Annotated in this window: 13 protein-coding genes; 7 read left to right on the top strand and 6 right to left on the bottom strand. The window is 74.7% G+C overall.

Annotated elements, in window-relative coordinates; translation table 11 throughout:
• Nucleotides 1-29 precede the first annotated feature (29 nt).
• Nucleotides 30-233: a hypothetical protein gene (locus tag JK361_RS03140; protein ID WP_201814042.1), complete on the bottom strand. Its 204-nt coding sequence runs from the start codon at nt 231-233 to the stop codon at nt 30-32.
• 271 nt (nt 234-504) lie between these two features.
• Between JK361_RS03140 and JK361_RS03135 the strand changes: the two genes are divergently transcribed.
• On the top strand, nt 505-2,073 hold the full coding sequence (locus JK361_RS03135; protein WP_201814247.1) for a carboxylesterase/lipase family protein: 1,569 nt from the start codon (nt 505-507) through the stop codon (nt 2,071-2,073).
• Between the two features lie 11 nt (nt 2,074-2,084).
• On the opposite strand, the gene mmuM is transcribed toward JK361_RS03135, so the two are convergent.
• Nucleotides 2,085-3,005 (bottom strand): homocysteine S-methyltransferase, encoded by a 921-nt coding sequence (mmuM, locus tag JK361_RS03130; RefSeq protein ID WP_201814041.1) that lies wholly within the window; start codon nt 3,003-3,005, stop codon nt 2,085-2,087.
• 314 nt (nt 3,006-3,319) lie between these two features.
• Between mmuM and JK361_RS03125 the strand changes: the two genes are divergently transcribed.
• Together JK361_RS03125 and JK361_RS03120 are read left to right on the top strand one after the other, a co-directional pair.
• Nucleotides 3,320-5,200 carry a DUF2264 domain-containing protein gene (locus JK361_RS03125; RefSeq protein ID WP_201814246.1) on the top strand — a complete coding sequence of 627 codons (1,881 nt, stop codon included), beginning with the start codon at nt 3,320-3,322 and terminating at the stop codon, nt 5,198-5,200.
• A gap of 239 nt (nt 5,201-5,439) precedes the next feature.
• Nucleotides 5,440-6,249, top strand: coding sequence for an isocitrate lyase/PEP mutase family protein (locus JK361_RS03120; protein WP_201814040.1), 810 nt, complete (start codon nt 5,440-5,442; stop codon nt 6,247-6,249).
• Here JK361_RS03120 and JK361_RS03115 read toward each other — a convergent pair.
• From JK361_RS03115 to JK361_RS03100, 4 genes are all read right to left on the bottom strand, one after another.
• Nucleotides 6,183-6,899 carry an alpha/beta fold hydrolase gene (locus JK361_RS03115; protein ID WP_201814039.1) on the bottom strand — a complete coding sequence of 239 codons (717 nt, stop codon included), beginning with the start codon at nt 6,897-6,899 and terminating at the stop codon, nt 6,183-6,185. The genes JK361_RS03120 and JK361_RS03115 overlap by 67 nt on opposite strands.
• Nucleotides 6,892-7,476: a TetR-like C-terminal domain-containing protein gene (locus JK361_RS03110; protein ID WP_201814038.1), complete on the bottom strand. Its 585-nt coding sequence runs from the start codon at nt 7,474-7,476 to the stop codon at nt 6,892-6,894. The genes JK361_RS03115 and JK361_RS03110 overlap by 8 nt, the downstream gene beginning before the upstream one ends.
• 129 nt (nt 7,477-7,605) lie before the next feature.
• Nucleotides 7,606-10,494 (bottom strand): glycoside hydrolase family 2 TIM barrel-domain containing protein, encoded by a 2,889-nt coding sequence (locus JK361_RS03105; protein WP_201814037.1) that lies wholly within the window; start codon nt 10,492-10,494, stop codon nt 7,606-7,608.
• Nucleotides 10,495-10,514: 20 nt separating this feature from the next.
• Nucleotides 10,515-11,759 carry an ROK family transcriptional regulator gene (locus tag JK361_RS03100; RefSeq protein WP_201814036.1) on the bottom strand — a complete coding sequence of 415 codons (1,245 nt, stop codon included), beginning with the start codon at nt 11,757-11,759 and terminating at the stop codon, nt 10,515-10,517.
• A 444-nt stretch (nt 11,760-12,203) separates the two neighbouring features.
• On the opposite strand from JK361_RS03100, the gene JK361_RS03095 reads away from it, so the two are divergent.
• From JK361_RS03095 to rsgA, 4 genes are all read left to right on the top strand, one after another.
• Complete coding sequence (locus tag JK361_RS03095; protein ID WP_201814035.1) at nt 12,204-13,211, top strand: hydroxyacid dehydrogenase; 1,008 nt, start codon at nt 12,204-12,206, stop codon at nt 13,209-13,211.
• A 121-nt stretch (nt 13,212-13,332) separates the two neighbouring features.
• A complete protein-coding gene (locus JK361_RS03090) occupies nt 13,333-14,688 on the top strand; it encodes a radical SAM protein (RefSeq protein WP_201814034.1) in 1,356 nt (451 codons plus the stop codon).
• A 239-nt stretch (nt 14,689-14,927) separates the two neighbouring features.
• Nucleotides 14,928-16,412, top strand: a complete 1,485-nt coding sequence (locus JK361_RS03085) for a cellulose binding domain-containing protein (protein WP_201814033.1) — start codon at nt 14,928-14,930, stop codon at nt 16,410-16,412.
• A 277-nt stretch (nt 16,413-16,689) separates the two neighbouring features.
• Nucleotides 16,690-17,784: a ribosome small subunit-dependent GTPase A gene (gene rsgA, locus JK361_RS03080; protein ID WP_201814032.1), complete on the top strand. Its 1,095-nt coding sequence runs from the start codon at nt 16,690-16,692 to the stop codon at nt 17,782-17,784.
• The last annotated feature ends 2 nt before the right edge of the window (nt 17,785-17,786 follow it).

Below are 17,786 nucleotides of genomic sequence, written 5' to 3'. Positions count from 1 at the left end.
CGTCGCGTTGCCCCACGTCCTCGGGGAACTCAGTCCTCCGTGAGGTCGGGGCGGCCGTTCTCGTCGGTCTCCACGTCCTCCTTCGGGTCGTGCTCGTCGGCGGGGGAGGCCACGGTGGCGCGCTGCTGTCCGGGAGCGAGGACGTGGCTGGAGGCGTGTGCCGTGCCGTAGGCGGTGACCGGGGCGACTGCGGCCGCGGCGAGGGTCGCGGCGATATGCGTGGTGTGCTTCATGCCCGGCGAACGAGCCCGTCCGCACCCGGTCACCGGCCTACGCCCGAATGCATCGCCCGCTATCCCGAACGGGGCGGCCCGGTGCGGGGCGGGTGCCGGGCAGCCGGCGCGGCGGCCGCCGGACGCGGCATGACGTGCCCCTCCCGCCCCGGATCCGGCGCCCCGGTGTACGCCGAATGGCCCACAGCCGGGGGCCGTGCACCGGAATACCTCCGGGCGATGTGGTGCTCTGAAGGAACACTGCACGCGCGTGGCGAAGGGCTGGTGGGCGATGACGGCGGACCAGACGGGCCCCGTGGTGAGAACGCCCCACGGGGCCGTACGCGGCCGGTACGAGCGGGGGATCGCGGTCTTCCGGGGGATACCGTACGCCGCCCCGCCCTTCGGCCCCCGGCGGTTCCGCCCGCCGCAGCCGCCCGAGCCCTGGGACGGGGTGCGGGACGCCGGCGCCTTCGGGCCGACCGTGCCGAAACCGCCGTACTCCGAGGCGTTCGCCCAGTACCTGTCCGACCCGGTCGTCCCCGGCGACGACTGCCTCAACCTCAACGTATGGACCCCCGAACCGGGACCGGACGCCCGGCTGCCGGTGCTGGTCTGGCTGCACGGCGGCGCCCTGACCAGGGGCTCCTCGGCGGTGCCCGTGTACGACGGCAGCGCCTTCGCACGCGATGGCGTCGTCTTCGTCTCGGTCAACTACCGGCTCGGGGTGGAGGGCTACGGACTGTTCCCGGACGCGCCCCCGAACCCCGGCCTGCGTGACCAGCTCGCCGCCCTGCGCTGGGTGCACGAGTCGGTCGCGGCCTTCGGCGGAGACCCCGGCCGGATCGCCCTGTGCGGCCAGTCGGCCGGCGCCATCAGCGCAGGCGCCCTGCTCGCCGCGCCGCAGACGCAGGGCCTGGTCCGGCGGGCGGTGCTCCAGAGCGGCGCGCCCGAGGTCCTGGACCGCGAAAAGGTACGGCGGATGGTGCGCCGGATGGCCGCCCGGCTGAAGGTCCCGCCCACCGCCGAGGCGTTCGCCGCCGTCGACCGCGAACTGCTGCTGCGCACCCAGGCCGAGGTCGGCCGGCTCGGCGGCGCGGTGCTGGGCGGACCCGCCTTCGGCATCGTCGTGGACGGCGACCTGGTGCCCGGCGACCCGCTGAAGGCGCTGACCGAAGGCGCCGCCGCCCGGGACGCCGAGCTGCTCATGGGGTGGACCCGGGACGAGTACCGGCTGTGGCTGGTGCCCGGCGGGCTGCTGGAGCGCGTCGACCGGCTCGGTGCCGTCGCCCTGGCCGGGGCGATGGCCCGCTGTCACGCGGGCCACGACGTCCCGCGCGGCTACCGGGCCCTGCGCCCCGGCGCCGGGACCGCCGAGATCGTCGGCCAGATGGTCACCGACCACCTGCTGCGGGTGCCGCTGCACCGGCTCGCCGACGCCCGCCCCGGCACCTCCTACCTGTACGAGTTCGCGTGGCCGTCCCGCCTCCCCGGCCTCGGTGCCTGTCACGCCCTGGAGCTGGGGTTCGTCTTCGGCACCGGGGACGTGCCCGAGTCGAAGAAGCTGGCCGGCGAGGGCGCCCCGCAGGAGCTGTGCGACGTGATGCACGCCGCCTGGGTGCGGTTCGTGACGACCGGGGACCCCGGCTGGCCGGCGTGGGACGCCCGCCGTCCGGTACGGATCTTCGACGACGGCGGTCCGGACACCGCGTACGGTCCACGGGATGCGGAAATCGCCCTGTGGGCGACCGCGGCCGACCTCCCGGGGCCCCCGCGGGCCGGCGTGCCGCGTGCGCCGGGGGCCGAACTCGCCGCCGCGATGCGCAGGCTGCGCCGCTCGGTGGGCGCACTGCGCCGCTGAGCCGGCGGACGCTATCCGACCGCGCCCGCGATCGAGGCGATCCCCTCCGGTCCCACCCGGCAGCACCCCCCGATCAACCGCGCCCCCGCCTCCCGCCACGCGGTGACCTGCGCGGGGCCGAACGTCGTGCGGCCCCGCCAGGCGCGCGCCCGCGCGTCCCAGGTCTCGCCGCTGTTGGGGTAGACCACGACCGGTCTGCCGGTGATCCGCGCCGCGATCTCCACGGCCGGTCCGGCGTCCTGGGGCGCGCAGCAGTTCACGCCGACCGCGATCACCTCGTCCACGTCGGAGGCGAGCGCGAACGCCTCCTCCAGGGGCTGCCCCGCCCGCGTCCGCCTGCCGTCGACCGTGTACGACAGCCAGGCCGGCACCCCCAGCCCGCGGACCGCCCGCAGCAGAGCGGCGGCCTCGTCGGTGTCGGGGACGGTCTCCAGTGCCAGCACGTCCGGAGCGGCGGCGGCCAGCGCCTCGATCCGGGGCCGGTGGAACCGCTCCAGCTCGGCCACGCTCAACCCGTACCGGCCCCGGTACTCGGAGCCGTCCGCGAGCATCGCCCCGTACGGTCCGACCGAAGCCGCCACCCACAGCGGGCGTCCGACGCCCGTGTCCGCCGCCCGCCGGGCGGCCGTGCGGGCCAGTTCCACGCTGAGCGCGAGCAGCCGCGCGGCTTCCGCCCGGCCGATGCCGCGCTTCTCGAAGCCCTCGAAGGTGGCCTGGTAGCTGGCCGTGATCGCCACGCTCGCGCCCGCGCGGAAGTAGGCGAGGTGGGCCTCGGTGACCGCCTCGGGCCGCTCGGCGAGCAGCCGTGCCGACCACAGCTCGTCGCTCAGGTCGTGCCCGGCCGACTCCAGCTGGTTGGACATGCCGCCGTCGAGGACGACCGTCCCGGCGGCGAGGGCGTCGGCGAGGCCGGGGGGTGTGTCGCTGGTCATGTCACGACGCTAGTCGAAGCGGACCCCGCCGGGTTCGGGTGTCCGAGGAAAGACCCTTCCCGCCCCCTCGCCCCGGCCCCGCTCGTCGGAGCCGGGCGGCGCCGGCGAGGGCCCGCCGCCGGCGCCGCCCGGTGAGTGCGTCGCACGGACGTCGTCGCCGAGCCGCTCGCCGTGTGGTTCTCCAGCGTGTGCGAGGGACTGCTCGCCCCGCATCTGGTGCCCGAGTGCAAGGTTCGGATGGGATGAACCCCCGGGGCGCCCCGACCGGAACCGGGGCGTCCTGGGTCCCGTCAGGAAGGACGGCCACCGCCGTGATCGAACTGCCCGCCGACGACCGCGTGTCGAGCCCGTACACCGGCTACACCCGCGCCCACTGGGAGGCCGCCGCCGACGCCCTGCTCGCCGCGGTCGAGCCGTACGCCACCCCCGACCGCGCCCTCTACCACCTGCCCGGCGACCGGGTGAGCCGCTCGGGCCGGCTCTCCGACGGCCTGGAAGGGTTCGCCCGCACGCTGCTGCTGGCCGCGTTCCGCCGCGACGAGACCGCGCTCGGCCGGTACGCCGAGGGACTCACGGCCGGCCCCGGCGGTGTCTGGCCGCGGATCACGGACCGCGGTCAGCCGCTGGTCGAGGCCGCCTCCGTCGCGCTCGCCCTGCGGCTGACCCGGCCGCTGCTGTGGGACCGGCTGGACGACGCGGTGCGCGGGCGGACCGCCGCCTGGCTGGCGGACGCGCTCACCGCGGAACCCTGGCCGTGCAACTGGGAGCTGTTCCCGGTCACCGTCGCCGGTTTCCTCGCGGAGACCGGCCACCGCGAGGAGGCCGCCCGCAAGGTGATCGGCCGCGGACTGGAGCGGATCGAGGACTGGTACGCGGGCGACGGCTGGTACACCGACGGCGACGGCCGGAAGTTCGACTACTACAACGGCTGGGCCATGCACCTGTACCCGGTCCTGCACGCCTGGCTGGCGGGCGACGCCGAGCTGCTCGACGTGTACGGCCGACGGCTGTCGCGCCATCTCGCCGACTGCGCCCGGCTCTTCGGCGGCGACGGCGCCCCCGTGCACCAGGGCCGTTCCCTCACCTACCGCTTCGCGACGACGGCCCCGCTCTGGCTCGGCGCGCTGACCGGGCACACCCCCCTGTCGGCGGGCGAGACGCGGCGCCTGGCCTCCGGGGCCCTGCGGTACTTCCTCGACGGCGGCGCGGTCGACGAACGGGGCCTGCTGCCGCTCGGCTGGCTCGGCCCCGACACCACGCTCGTGCAGAGCTACTCGGGCCCCGCCTCCCCGTACTGGGCGAGCAAGGGCTTCCTCGGCCTGCTGCTGCCGCCCGGGCACGAGGTGTGGACGGCGCGGGAGGAACCGGCACCGGCCGACCGCGCCGACGCCGCGCATCCGGTGCCCGCCCCCAACTGGCTGCTGCAGAGCACTCGTTCGGACGGGCTGGTCCGGCTGCACAACCACGGCAGCGAAGACGTCCGGTACGACCCGTACTACACCCGGCTCGGCTACTCGACCGCCACCGCGCCCGTTCCGTCGTACGACAACAGCGTGATCGTGGACGGCGATCCCAGCCGTACCGGGATCGAGCCGCTCGGCACGGGCGAGGGCTGGACCGCCTCCCGGCACACCGGGCGCGCCGGGATCACCGTGACCAGCCTGGTGACCGTGCGGGGCGCCGTGGAGGTGCGGGCCCACCTGGTGGCGGGCGCGGCCCCCGGCACGCCGGTGCGGGTGACGGGCTGGCCGTCCGGTCCCGGCATCCGCTCCGAACTCACCCCGGTCAGCGGCCTGTCGGCGGAGGTGACGGGACCGGACGGGGGTGGCGCGGGCGCCGGACGCGCCGCGGCAGACGGCTCGTCGGAGCAGCCGGCCGGGGCGTCAGGAGACGGCGTACACGCCGAACTCGCCGGAGCCGACGGCCCGTCGGCGGAGGCGGCCGGGGTGCCCGGGGCGTCCGGGGTGACCGGGGGCGGCGGGTCCACGCTCTTCGTGGCGCTCGTCCGGCTCACCGGGGAGGCGGACCCCCTGCCCCTCGCGGAGCTGGTGTCCGTCACGGTACGGGAGGCCGACGCCGCCCGGCCGGGCCACGAACTGCGGGTGAGCTGGGCGTCGGGCCCGGACACCGCCTTCCGGTTCACCGCACCGGACGGGGGGCCCGCGGGCTCGCCGTGGTCGGTGGCGCCCCGGTGAGGCGTCCGCCGCTCGGCACGGGAGGGTCGCCGAACGGGAGGACCGACGGGACACCGGACGGCAGGGCGGTCGGACGGCCGGACGGGCAAGTTGCCGTACGGCCGGGTGGGCGGTGTGTCGTACGGTCGGGTGGGCGGTGTGTCGTGCGGCCGGGGTGGGCGGGGCCCGTACGGACGGGTGGGCGGGGTGCCGTGCATGGTTCGGCCGGGGCCGAAGTGATCCGGAGCTAGCGTGGCCGTATGACCGCAGAGCCCGCCCCCGCCTCCTTCGCCGGCCTCCACCACCGCCCGGGGGAGCCGCTGCTCCTGCCCAACGCCTGGGACCACGCCTCGGCCGGCGCCCTCGCCGCCCGGGGCTTCCCGGCGATCGCCACGACGAGCCTGGCGGTGGCGGCGGCCGTCGGCCTGCCCGACGGCGAGGCCGCGACCCGCGAGCACACCGTCCGCCTGGCCCTGACCCTCGGCTCCGGGCCGTACCTCCTCTCGGTCGACGCCGAGGACGGTTTCAGCGAGGACCCGGACGACGTCGCCGAGCTGGCCCGTGAGCTGTGGGCCGCCGGTGCTGCCGGCATCAACCTGGAGGACGGCCTGGGCCCGGCCGGCCGGCACGCGGCGAAGATCGCGGCCGTGAAGGCGGCCGTGCCCGGCCTGTTCGTGAACGCCCGCACCGACACCCACTGGGCGGGCGACGGCGACGAGAAGGACACCCTGCGCCGGCTCGACGCCTACCAGGAGGCGGGCGCCGACGGCGTGTTCGTGCCGGGCGTGACCGACCCGGAGCGCATCGCGGCCCTCGTCCGGCACACCGGGGTCCCCCTCAACGTGCTGTACTCGCCCGCCGGACCCACGCTCGCCCGCCTCGCCGAGCTCGGCGTGCGCCGCGTCAGCCTCGGCTCGCTGCTGTACCGGCGGGCGCTCGGCGCGGCCCTGGACGCGGTGGCCGACATCGCCGCGGGACGCACCCCGGGCGGTACGACCCCCTCCTACGCCGACGTCCGCGCACTCGAACGCAGCGTCTCGGCGAGCACGTCGGCGAACTCCACCGGATGATCCGTCGTGCCGAGATGCCCGCCCGGGAAGGCGACGCAGGCGCTCGCCAGCCGTTCGGCGAGCACCTCGGCCGTGCGGTGCAGCAGCTGACCGCGCGAGTCCGTGCCGTAGGCGATGGTGAGCCGCGCCGGAGGCGGGGTGAAGGCGGGCGCGTACGCGCTGAACGGGCGCAGCACGCGGGCCAGGAAGACGCCGAACGGGGTGGCGGAAGCGCCCTCGGCGGGCGGGCGTCCGGGCCCGTCCAGCTGCTCGATCAGCTCGGCCCGCCGCGCCTGCCCGTCCGGCAGGACCGTGACGCACGGCGGCTCGTGCGCGACCACGTGCGCCAGCCGCCCGGGATACCGGGCCAGCAGGTCCAGCACGGCGATGGCTCCGGAGCTGGTGCCGAAGACGTACGCCGACTCGCCCTCGGGCAGCACCGCCTCCAGCACGCGCCGCGCCCCCTCGCTCCAGTCCGCAGGCCGCTGTTCGGGGACCGGCTGTCCGAGCCGGCCGTGCGCGAGGCCCAGCGGGTCGTACGTCACCACGGTGAAGCGCTGTGCCAGCCGCTCGGTCAGCGGTCCGAGGCCCATCGGGTGCCCGGAGCCGCCCGGGTGGAGCAGCAGCACGGGACCGCGGCCGGTGACGTCGTGGTGCGGGGTGTCAGTCATCGCTCTTCCGCTCCCGGGGCCAGTGTTCGAGGGTGATGTGCAGGGCGTCCACCGCCTTGTCCCAGGAGGCCCCTACGTCCCGGTCCGCGCCGAAGCCGCCCGCGCTCTCCAGCACGCAGTACCCGTGGAACGTGCTGCGCAGCAGGCGCACCGCGTCCGTGAGGTCCGGTTCCGCCAGGCCGTAGGCGCGCAGCATGCCGTAGGTGATCTCCGCGGTGCGGCGCAGTGCCGGGGAGTCCGCGATCAGGGCCTGGTCGATGCGGATCTGGGTGGCCGCGTACCGGCCCGGGTGCTCCAGGGCGTACTCCCGGTAGGCGCCGGCGAACGCCGTCAGCGCCTCCTTGCCCGCCCTCCCGGCCACGGCCGCCGCGATCCGGTCGATCAGCTCGCCGCCCGCGTGCAGCGCCAGCCGGGTGCGCAGGTCCTGGAGGTTGCGGACGTGCGAGTACAGGCTCGCGTCCTTGACCCCGAAGCGGCGGGCCAGCGCGGAGACGCTGAGGTTGTCGAAGCCGGCCTCGTCCGCCAGCTCCGCGGCGGCGGCCACCAGCCGCTGCACGCTGAGTCCCACCCGGGCCACACGCCCACCTCCTTGGATGCCTAGGAGAAATCCTAGAGCATCTAGGAAGTGGGGGCGGGCTCCTGCGGCCGGCGCGAGGCCGGGCCGGGCGGGGCAGGGCGGATGCGCGGGCCTCGGGACCCGGTTGGTTCAGCCGGCGTTCGGGGTGGCGGACACTGTCGGGGTCGCGGACACGGAGAACACGAACGAGAACTCCGCGGGTTCCGCCTTCAGGTGGTACCGGGGCAGCGGGGCCGGACCGCAGGACTGGGAGCCGATGCCGTGCTGGCCGTGGTCGAGGTTGACCCAGACCGTCCCGCCGGACAGCAGGTCGGTGCGGTGGGTCGCCGCGTCCAGCTGCTCGGTGGTCCAGCGGCGGGCGGTGAGCCAGAACGCGGGGTCGCCCTCGACGCGCAGGCCGCCCAGCTCCGCCCAGCGGACTTCGATGCGGGCGCCGTTCTCCTGCGGACGGACGTACGGCGTCTGCATGTCCTCCACGGTCGACCGCCAACGGCCCACCGCGGAGGCCGCCTTGGTGTCCGGGTACGCCTCACCCGGACCACCGCCGAACCACTCCACGCGGTCGGCCGCCGGCAGCCCGAAGCGGATGCCGAGCCGCGGGAGCGGGACGGTCCAGTCACCCTCCGGGACGGTGGCGACGGCCAGCCGCAGCCGGTCACCGTCCGAAGTCCAGCGGTACACCGCCGACAGCGCCGTCTCCCGGGCGGCCGGCGCCACCCTCGTGCGGACCGTCAGCGCGTCCTCGCTCACCTCAACCGCGTCCAGCCGGTGCCGCATCCGGTGCAGGCCCAGCTTGCGCCAGAGCAGGCCGTAGCGGAGGCCGCTCTGCCAGGCGGCGCCGTCGTCGTTGTCGGTGGTGGCCCGCCACACGTCCAGCCGCAGACCGCAGACGCCGACGTCACCGACGGCCCGCAGGGCGCCGGTGCGGGCGTCGAAGACGCCGGGGCCGAGGGTGATCACCCCGTCGCGGGCGACCGGCCGGGCGGCCGCCGCGACGTACGGCGTGCGGCGCTGCGCCGCCGGGATCTGGCCCCAGGCGACCACGTGGTCCTTCGGCGCCCACGGGGTGTCGGCCGCGAGCACCGCACGGACCGTCCAGAGCGCCTCGCCGGCCGGTGCGCCGGGCGGCGGCTCGGGCAGCCCGAGGTCGGCGGACGCGCCGGGCGCCAGCGCCGGCACCGTCAGGGTGCCGGAGTCCACCACCTCGCCCTCGACCTCGTACGTCCACGAGAAGGCCAGCGCCGACAGGTCCGCGAAGTCGTACTTGTTGGTGACGCGGACCGTGCCGTCCGTGCCGTCGCCCGAGATGCCGACGGGCTCGATCACCTTCTTGTACTCGGTCAGGCCGGGGGAGGGCCGGCGGTCCGGGAAGAGCAGGCCGTCGCAGACGAAGTTGCCGTCGTGCAGCTCCTCGCCGAAGTCGCCGCCGTAGGCGTAGCCCAGCTCGGGATGGGCGATGCCGTGGTCGATCCACTCCCAGACGAAACCGCCCTGGAGCCGCTCGTGGGCCTCGAAGAGCTGCTGGTAGTCGGCGAGTCCGCCGGGACCGTTGCCCATGGCGTGCCCGAACTCGCAGAGGACGAAGGGGAGCTGACGCCGTTTGTGCGTCCCGCCGTCCAGGCGGCGGCCGATCCGCTCGACCTCGGCGTGGTCGGCGTACATGCGTGAGTACACGTCCGTGTCGCGGCAGCCGGGGTCGCCCTCGTAGTGCAGCAGCCGCGAGGGGTCCCGGCCGTGGATCCACTCGGCCATCGCCGTCAGGCCCCGGCCGGTCCCGGCCTCGTTGCCGAGGGACCAGATCACGACCGACGGGTGGTTCTTGTCCCGTTCCACCATGCGGGCCGCGCGGTCGAGCAGGGCCGGGGTCCAGCGGTCGTCGTCCACGGGGTTGTCCCGCCAGCCCTGCTCGGTGAAGCCGTGCGTCTCCAGGTCGCACTCGTCGATCACCCACAGGCCCAGCTCGTCGCACAGGCCGAGGAACGCCGGGTGCGGCGGGTAGTGGGAGGTGCGGACGGCGTTGATGTTGTGCCGCTTCATCAGCAGCACGTCCTCGCGCATGGTGGCCAGGTCGAGCGCCCGGCCCCGCTCGGGGTGCCACTCGTGCCGGTTGACGCCCTTGAAGAGCACCGGGCGGCCGTTCACCCTGATCAGGCCGTCCGACAGCGCCACCGTACGGAAACCGATGCGCAGCGGCACCCGCTCGCCCCCGGTGGCCAGCACGCCGTCGTACAGCCTCGGTGTCTCCGCCGACCACGGCTCGACCGGCACCGTCACCGGCTCGCCGGCCGCGACGTCGATGCCGAGGTCCGGGACGGTCACCCGGCCGTCCACGTCGGAGTCGACGCGCAGCGTGCCCGCACCGGTGGTGTGGTCGTACGAGGCGTGCACGAAGAAGTCGAGGACGCCGCCCGCCGGGCGGTGCAGCAGGGTGACGTCCCGGAAGATGCCCGGCAGCCACCACTGGTCCTGGTCCTCCAGGTACGAGCCCGCCGACCACTGGTGCACACGGACCGCCAGGACGTTCCCGCCCGGCTTCAGCAGGTGCCCGACCGCGAACTCGTGCGGCAGCCGGGAGCCCTTGAACTCACCGAGGTCCGTGCCGTTCAGCCAGACCCGGGCACAGGACTCCACGCCGTCGAAACGGAGCACGGTGCCACCGTCCTCGGGCCAGTCCCCGGGCAGGTCGAACAGGCGCAGGTGGTCGCCGGTCGGGTTCTCGGTCGGCACCCGGGGCGGATCCACCGGGAACGGATAGAGGTGGTTGGTGTAGACGGGGGAGCCGTGGCCCTGGAGCACCCAGTGGCCGGGGACCGACACCTGCGCCCAGCCGCCGGCGTCGTACCCCGGCGCCGCGAACGAGTCGTCCTCGGCGTCGGCCGTGTCCGACAGCCGGAAGCGCCAGCTGCCGCCGAGACAGAGGGCCTTGGCGTCGGAGGAGGCGTACCAGGCCCGGGGCGGCAGCGCCCCGGAGCCCGGCGAGACGTCCTCGACGTACTGCGTGGAGGTCCGGAACGACATGGGTCTCATCCCTTCCGTCGTCATGAAGGCGGTGCGGTACGGCCCCTCGCGGTCGTGGTGCGTTTCGCCGCCCGCTGCCCCGCGGACCGCAGCGCCCCTTCCAGCGCGAACGTCGCCGCGCCGAGGCACACCGGGTCGGTGGGGATCGGGGAGAGGACGATCTCGGTGGCGGCCAGCGGCCGGCGCAGCGCGTGCCGGGCGACCGCCCGGCGGACTTCCCCGAGCAGCGGCTCGCCCAGCCGGGCGGCCACCCAGCTGCTGAGGACGACCACTTCGGGGTTGAGGAGGTTGATCAGGTCCGAGATGCCGGCGCCGAGGTGACGGGCCGTCTCGCGGACGACCCCGAGGGCGACCGGGTCGTCCCCGGCGGCCGCGCGGGCCAGCGCGTCGATGGTGGCGGTCTGGTCGTCGGGGTGCAGCAGGGGGGACCGCGGGCTGAGTTCGCGCAGGTTCTGCATGATGCCGGGTGCGCCGACGTACGTCTCGACACAGCCGTGGTTGCCGCAGTGGCACAGCCGCCCGTCCAGCACGAGCGTGGTGTGTCCCCACTCGCCGGCACTGTTGCTCACGCCCCGGTGCAGCCCGCCGCCGAGGGCCAGGCCGGCGCCGACCCCGGTGCCGAGGTTGACCACCACGGCGTCCCCGCGGCCCCGTGCCGCACCGAACCACAGCTCCGCCACGGTGCAGGCGCGCAGCGGATTGTCCAGGTACAGCGGGTGGGCGATGTGTTCGGCGAGCAGACCGAGCAACGGCACGTCGTGCCAGCCCAGGTTGGGCGCGTACTCGGCGACGCCGGTGTCCCGGTCGACCTGGCCCGGCACGCTCACCCCGACGCCGAGCACCCGCGCCGCCTCGATGCCGGCCCGGGCCGCCACCGAGCCGATCCCGGCGGCGACGTGCCGGACCACCTGCTCGGGCCGGCTCTCCCCGGCCCGCATGTCCTCGTCGGACCGCGCCAGCACGTTCAGCGCCAGGTCGAACAGCTCGACATGGACGTAGGTCTCCGCGATGTCCACGCCTATCAGGGCGCCGCCCGACGCGTTGGCGGCGACCAGTCCGCGGGGGCGGCCCCCGGCCGAGTCCTCGAACCCGACCTCGGTGATCAGGCCGAGGTCCAGCAGCTCGCCGACGAGCGTGGCCACCGTGGCCAGGCTCAGCCCGGTGGCGGCCGCCAGTTCCTGACGGGACGTGGGAGACTCGGCGATGATCTGGCGCAGCACCTCGTAGCGGTTCGCGGTGCGGATGTCACGTGATGTGCGCTTCACGCGGCTGCCCCTCCCGTCCCGTCCGGACCAGACCGGGCCGGGGCGGCGTCGGCCCCGGCGCGGGCGTCAGGCTATGGGCTGGGACGGCTTTCGACAAGGGGTTAGGAAAGGGGCTGTAGGAAGTCGGCCGCCCCGCGGGCCGGGTCAGTCATGGAGCAGGTCCCGCACGAAGTCGTTGGTGAACGTGCCCCCGGCGTCCCCGGGTTCCTCGGTGTCCTTGGGCTCCCCGGCGTCCCCGGGCTCCCCGGCTCCCCGGGCTCCCCGGCGTCCCCGGGCTCCCCGGTGTCCTTGGGCCCCTCGGCCTCCCTGGGCTCTCCGTCCGCTGCCTCGGTCATCCGTGCGTCCTCCCGGGGAGTTGCGTGTCCGTTGCCCCTCCCATCCGGCGCGACCTACCGTGGAGAGCGGTTGCCGTCCGCACGTCACCGAGCCGGAAGGTTCACTTCCTTGACCGAGCGTCCCCGGGCGATGTTCGCCATGACACCGCAGAACGTGCCGCTCGTCTTCCCGCCGGAGCTGATGGCCCGGCTGCACGCCTGTGTGGAAATCGATTCCACTCTGGTGGCGGACGACTTCACCGATCCCCGGGTCCGGGAGGCCCTCGCCGGCACCGAGATCCTCCTCACCGGCTGGGGCTGCCCCCGCCTGGACCCCGCCGTGCTGGACGCGGCCCCGGAACTCCGCGCCGTGCTGCACGCGGCCGGCTCGGTCAAGGGGCTCGCCGGCCCCGAGGTGTGGCAGCGGGGCATCGCCGTCTCCTCGGCCGCCGACGCGAACGCCGTGCCCGTCGCCGAGTACACGCTCGCCATGATCCTGCTGGCCGGCAAGGACGTCTTCGCGCTGCGCGACCGGCTGCGCGACCGGCGCGCCTTCCCCTACGGCGGCATCCTCCCCGGTGTCGGCAACCACGGCCGCCGCGTCGGTGTCGTCGGCGCCTCCCGCATCGGCCGCCGCCTGCTCGAACTGCTGCGCCCCCACGACCTCGCCGTCACGCTCGCCGACCCCTACGTGGACGCGGCCGAGGCCGCGCGTCTCGGCGTACCGCTGCTGCCGCTGGACGAACTGCTGCGCACCTCCGACATCGTCACCCTGCACGCCCCGCACACCGCCGAGACCCGCCACCTCGTCGGCGCCCGCGAACTGGCCCTGATGCCCACGGGATCGGTGCTCATCAACACCGCACGCGGTGCCCTGCTCGACCACGAGGCGCTGGTCGCGGAGCTGCGTGCCGGGCGGCTGAGCGCCGTGCTGGACGTGACCGACCCCGAGCCGCTGCCCGCCGACTCCCCGCTGTACGACCTGCCGAACGCCTTCGTCACCCCGCACCTGGCCGGCTCGCAGGGCAACGAGGTGGCCCGCCTCGGCCGCGTGGTGGTGGAGGAGGCCGAGCGGCTGGCGTCCGGGGACGGTCTGCGGTACGCCGTCGACCACGCGGCGCTGGAGCGGACGGCCTGAGCGCGCCGAGCACCCGCCGGCCCCGGCGCACCTCGCGCGGCATGCAGGGACCCGGCACGGTTCGGCCGGTGATGGGGGCATACGGTGGGAGGCGCAGCCTGAGCCGGGAGGAGACAGACGGATGAGCAGTCGTACCGCGCTGGTCGAGGATCTGATGGAGCGGTTCCCACAGGTGCCGCGGGAGGCCGTCTTCAAGGAGGACCTGCTCCGGGGCGGTGTCGCCTTCGACAAGTCCGCCCTGAGCGACAACGAGGACGGCGACGTCAAACCGAAGTCCTACTTCATCTTCTCCTTCGACCACGGCACCCTGCCCGAACTGGGCGAGGCCGCGCTGCGCCGGCCCCCGGAGGAGATCATCCTCACCGGCGGGCCGTACGACCTGCGGCGCACGGTCGTCTCCGTACGGGTGAACCCCGCCTCGCCGTACCGCGTCGCCGCCGACGAGGAGGGCGTGCTCGGGCTGTACCTCGACGGCAGGCGCATCGCCGACGTCGGGGTCCCGCCGATGCCCGAGTACTACCGGCACACCCTCTCCAACGGGAAGTCCGTGATGGAGGTCGCGCCGACCATCCAGTGGGGCTACCTGATCTATCTGACCGTCTTCCGGGTCTGCCAGTACTTCGGCGCCAAGGAGGAGTGCCAGTACTGCGACATCAACCACAACTGGCGCCAGCACAAGGCGGCCGGACGGCCCTACACCGGGGTGAAGGACGTCGAGGAGGTCCTCGAGGCCCTGGAGATCATCGACCGGTACGACACCCAGAAGGTGTCCACCGCCTACACCCTCACCGGCGGCGCGATCACGTCGAAGGTGGCGGGCCGCGACGAGGCCGACTTCTACGGCCACTACGCCAAGGCGATCGAGGAGCGCTTCCCCGGCCGCTGGATCGGCAAGGTCGTGGCCCAGGCGCTGCCCAAGCCCGACGTGCAGCGGTTCAAGGACTACGGCGTGCAGATCTACCACCCCAACTTCGAGGTGTGGGACCGCCGGCTGTTCGAGCTGTACTGCCCCGGCAAGGAGCGCTACATCGGCCGCGACGAGTGGCACAAGCGGATCCTGGACTCCGCCGAGATCTTCGGCGCGCGCAACGTGATCCCCAACTTCGTGGCGGGCGTGGAGATGGCCGAGCCGTTCGGCTTCACCACCGTCGACGAGGCCATCGCCTCCACCACGGAAGGCCTGCGCTTCTTCATGTCGCACGGCATCACGCCCCGCTTCACCACCTGGTGCCCGGAACCCACCACCCCGCTCGGCAAGGCCAACCCGCAGGGTGCGCCGCTGGAGTACCACATCCGGCTGCTCCAGGCCTACCGGCAGACGATGGACGACTTCGGCCTGTCCTCCCCGCCCGGCTACGGCCCGCCCGGCCCCGGCCGCGCCGTGTTCTCCGTCAGCTCCTTCATGGACAGCCTCCCCGCGCCGGCGGGGGAGCCCGGTTCGGCGGACGGGTCCACGGAGGTGCCGGCGCCGGCGTGACCCGCCGCCACGGGGGTCGGCCCGGCGGTGAGCCGAACCGCGTCCGCGTCCGTACTGGAGGCCGAAGTTGCGGGTTCGCCGTGGCGCGCGTCCGGGCCGCCACCGTCGGTAACCGGATGTGAACAGGCCGCTTGTCAGTTGTGTCAAGGACGTGAAAGGCTCTGTGCCCTGCCGCGAGGTTTCCGCAACTCCCCTTTTGCCTTTGGTGAGTTGACCTCGCTCGTGGATGCAGGAGTCCCATGCCCGACCTGCCGACCCCCCAGGACGACATCGAGGCCGCGCTGTTCTCGGAGTGCTGGGACGCGGTGCTCTCGTACGCGGACCTGTGCACCTCAGGCTCGCTGACGGCCCATCAGCTGGCCACGGAGGCATTCACGCTCGGCATGCGCGAGGTCCGCGCCGCCGCGAGCACCCATGTGCGCGGCGCCGGCCGCCGCACCGCACGGCTGCCGACGATCCCGGCCCTGCTCACCGCCGTACGCGGCACCGCCGCCGACTGGGAGGCCGACGGCCGGGGGCACCGGCTCGACCCCGACCTCAGGCTGTGGCTCAACTCCGAGGGAGCCGCCCGGTTCTCCGGCCCGCCGCTGCGGCGCCCGGTCGCGCTGCGCGGCCTGCGGGACATGCAGCAGGCCGACGCCACGCTGCTGTGGCTGGCCGAGGTGGAGGCGCTCCCGCTGCCCACCGTGGCCCGCCGGCTCGGTCTGGACCCGGCCACCGCCGCCGGCGAACTCGACCAGGTCCGCACCCTGTTCCGGGACCGCTGCCACCGCGCCCACCTCGACTCCCCGCTGGACGCGCACTGCCGCAGCTACGCCCGCCTGCTGGACGCGGTCACCCGCTCACCCACCGCCGAGACCCCCGCGGACCTCTCCGGACACCTCGCCACCTGTGTGCGGTGCGCCGAGGCGGCCGCCTGCCTGCGCCTGCACGGCGGCGGACTGCCGGCCGCACTGGCCGGCGGCGTCATCGGCTGGGGCGGTCTCGCCTATCTGGAGCGGCGCCGCCGCGCCACCGAGGTCCGCCTCGGCGCGGGCCGCCCCGACGCCTCCGCCGCCGATCCCGAGGAGGGCACCGGCCGCAGCCGGGCGCTGCGCGGCGGGCTGATCGCCGCCGCGGTGCTGCTGTCGGCGCTGGCACTCGGGGCGTCGATGATGCCGTTCGGCGGCGCCGGCGAGGAGGCCGCCGCCCACGACGACCGGCAGCCGGTCGCCGACCCGGAGGTCCCCCGCACCTCGGCCCGCCCCACCACGGCACGCCCCACCCGGACCGGCTCGCCCTCCGCCCGGCCCTCCGCCACCGCCACCGCGCGGACGTCCCCCCGGACGAAGCCCGGCCCCGAACCCCAGGGCACCTCCTCCGCCACCCACCACGCCACACCCACCGGCGCCCCGGCCACCACCCCGCCGGCCGGCTGCCGGGTCGCCTACGACCTGACCGACCAGTGGCCCGACGGCTTCCAGGCCACCGTCACCGTCACCACCGACCAGGCCCTCGCCGGCTGGCAGGTGGCCTGGTCCTTCCGGGACGGCCAGCGGGTCGGCCAGATGTGGGACGCCACCGCCCACCAGAACGGCTCCCGCGTCACCGCCACCGCCGCCGACTACAACAAGACGGTCGCCGCCCACGGCACCCTCTCCTTCGGCTTCCTCGGCAGCCGGCAGGACGAGAACCGCACCCCCTACGGCTTCACGCTCAACGGGGCGCCCTGCACCGCGGGTTGAGGCCGCCGGGCGCGGACGTGCCGGGCGGGCGGGCCGCGGGAACGGGTCCGCGGAAAATACGTTGACGCCCGGCCCCGCCGCCGGGATACAGTTGCCGCGCACGCCGAGGTGGTGTGCGGACGCGCGAGCGAGGACGAGGAGGTGTCGACCGATGGCTGTCACTGTGCCGGGCGCTGCCCGCATCCAGGAACTCCTCAAGTCCACCTCCGTGGCCACCGGCTGAACCGACCGCGCACCGTACGCGCCCGACCGGGGCCACCCTTGTGAAGGGTCACCCTTGACTTCCACCTCTGCTGTGTTCTCCGCGCTGGCTCCCTATGGCTGGGACGAGTCCTGGGCCGACGCGTTCGCCCCCCACGCCGCCGACGGGCTGCTGCCCGGCCGGGTGATCCGGGTCGACCGGGGCCAGTGCGACGTCGCCACCGCGGACGGGATCGTCCGCGCCGACACCGAGTTCGTCGTGCCCCGCGATCCGATGAAGGTCGTGTGCACGGGGGACTGGGTCGCCGTCGACCCCGACGGCGACCCGCGATACGTGCGCACGTATCTGCCGCGCCGCACCGCCTTCGTCCGCTCCACCTCCTCCAAGCGGTCCGAGGGGCAGATCCTCGCCGCCAACGTCGACCACGCCGTCGTCGCCGTGTCCCTCGCCGTGGAACTCGACCTCGGCCGGGTGGAACGCTTCCTCGCCCTCGCCTGGGAGTCCGGCGCCCAGCCCGTCGTCGTCCTCACCAAGGCCGACCTCGTGCCGGACCCGGTCACCCTCGCCCACCTCGTGCAGGACGTCGAGACCAGCGCGCCCGGCGTGCCCGTGCTCACGGTCAGCGCCCTGCACGGCGAAGGACTCGACGTGCTCGTCGCCCTCGTCGGCTCCGGCACGAGCGTGCTGCTCGGCCAGTCCGGCGCGGGCAAGTCCACCCTCGCCAACGCCCTCGTCGGCACGGACGTCATGGACGTACGGGCCGCCCGGGACGTCGACGGCAAGGGCCGGCACACCACGACCACCCGCAACCTGCTCGCCCTGCCCTCCGGCGGGGTGCTCATCGACACCCCCGGGCTGCGGGGCGTCGGCCTGTTCGACGCCGAGGCGGGCGTCGGGCAGGTGTTCTCCGAGATCGAGGAGCTGGCCGAGCGGTGCCGGTTCCACGACTGCGCCCACGAGTCCGAGCCGGGCTGCGCGGTGCGCTCCGCCGTCGAGGACGGCGAGCTGCCGGTCCGGCGGCTGGAGAGCTACCGCAAGCTCGTGCGGGAGAACCAGTGGATCGTGGCCAAGACCGACGCCCGGGTCCGGGCCGAGATCAAGAAGGACTGGAAGCGGAAGGGAGCAGAGGGGAGGGCGGCGATGGAGGCGAAGCGGGGGCGCCGGATGTAGGG

Source organism: Streptomyces musisoli (assembly GCF_016741855.1).
Lineage (GTDB): Bacteria > Actinomycetota > Actinomycetes > Streptomycetales > Streptomycetaceae > Streptomyces > Streptomyces musisoli.
This window is presented reverse-complemented; position numbering and strand designations above follow the sequence as displayed.

What these genes read in the sequence shown, in the direction of transcription:
- JK361_RS03135 (WP_201814247.1), top strand. Translation starts at nt 505, where the DNA reads ATGACGGCGGACCAGACGGGCCCCGTGGTGAGAACGCCCCACGGGGCC.
- JK361_RS03120 (WP_201814040.1), top strand. Translation starts at nt 5,440, where the DNA reads ATGACCGCAGAGCCCGCCCCCGCCTCCTTCGCCGGCCTCCACCACCGC.
- JK361_RS03105 (WP_201814037.1), bottom strand. Translation starts at nt 10,494, where the DNA reads ATGTCGTTCCGGACCTCCACGCAGTACGTCGAGGACGTCTCGCCGGGC.
- JK361_RS03115 (WP_201814039.1), bottom strand. Translation starts at nt 6,899, where the DNA reads ATGACTGACACCCCGCACCACGACGTCACCGGCCGCGGTCCCGTGCTG.
- JK361_RS03090 (WP_201814034.1), top strand. Translation starts at nt 13,333, where the DNA reads ATGAGCAGTCGTACCGCGCTGGTCGAGGATCTGATGGAGCGGTTCCCA.
- JK361_RS03140 (WP_201814042.1), bottom strand. Translation starts at nt 233, where the DNA reads ATGAAGCACACCACGCATATCGCCGCGACCCTCGCCGCGGCCGCAGTC.
- JK361_RS03085 (WP_201814033.1), top strand. Translation starts at nt 14,928, where the DNA reads ATGCCCGACCTGCCGACCCCCCAGGACGACATCGAGGCCGCGCTGTTC.
- mmuM (WP_201814041.1), bottom strand. Translation starts at nt 3,005, where the DNA reads ATGACCAGCGACACACCCCCCGGCCTCGCCGACGCCCTCGCCGCCGGG.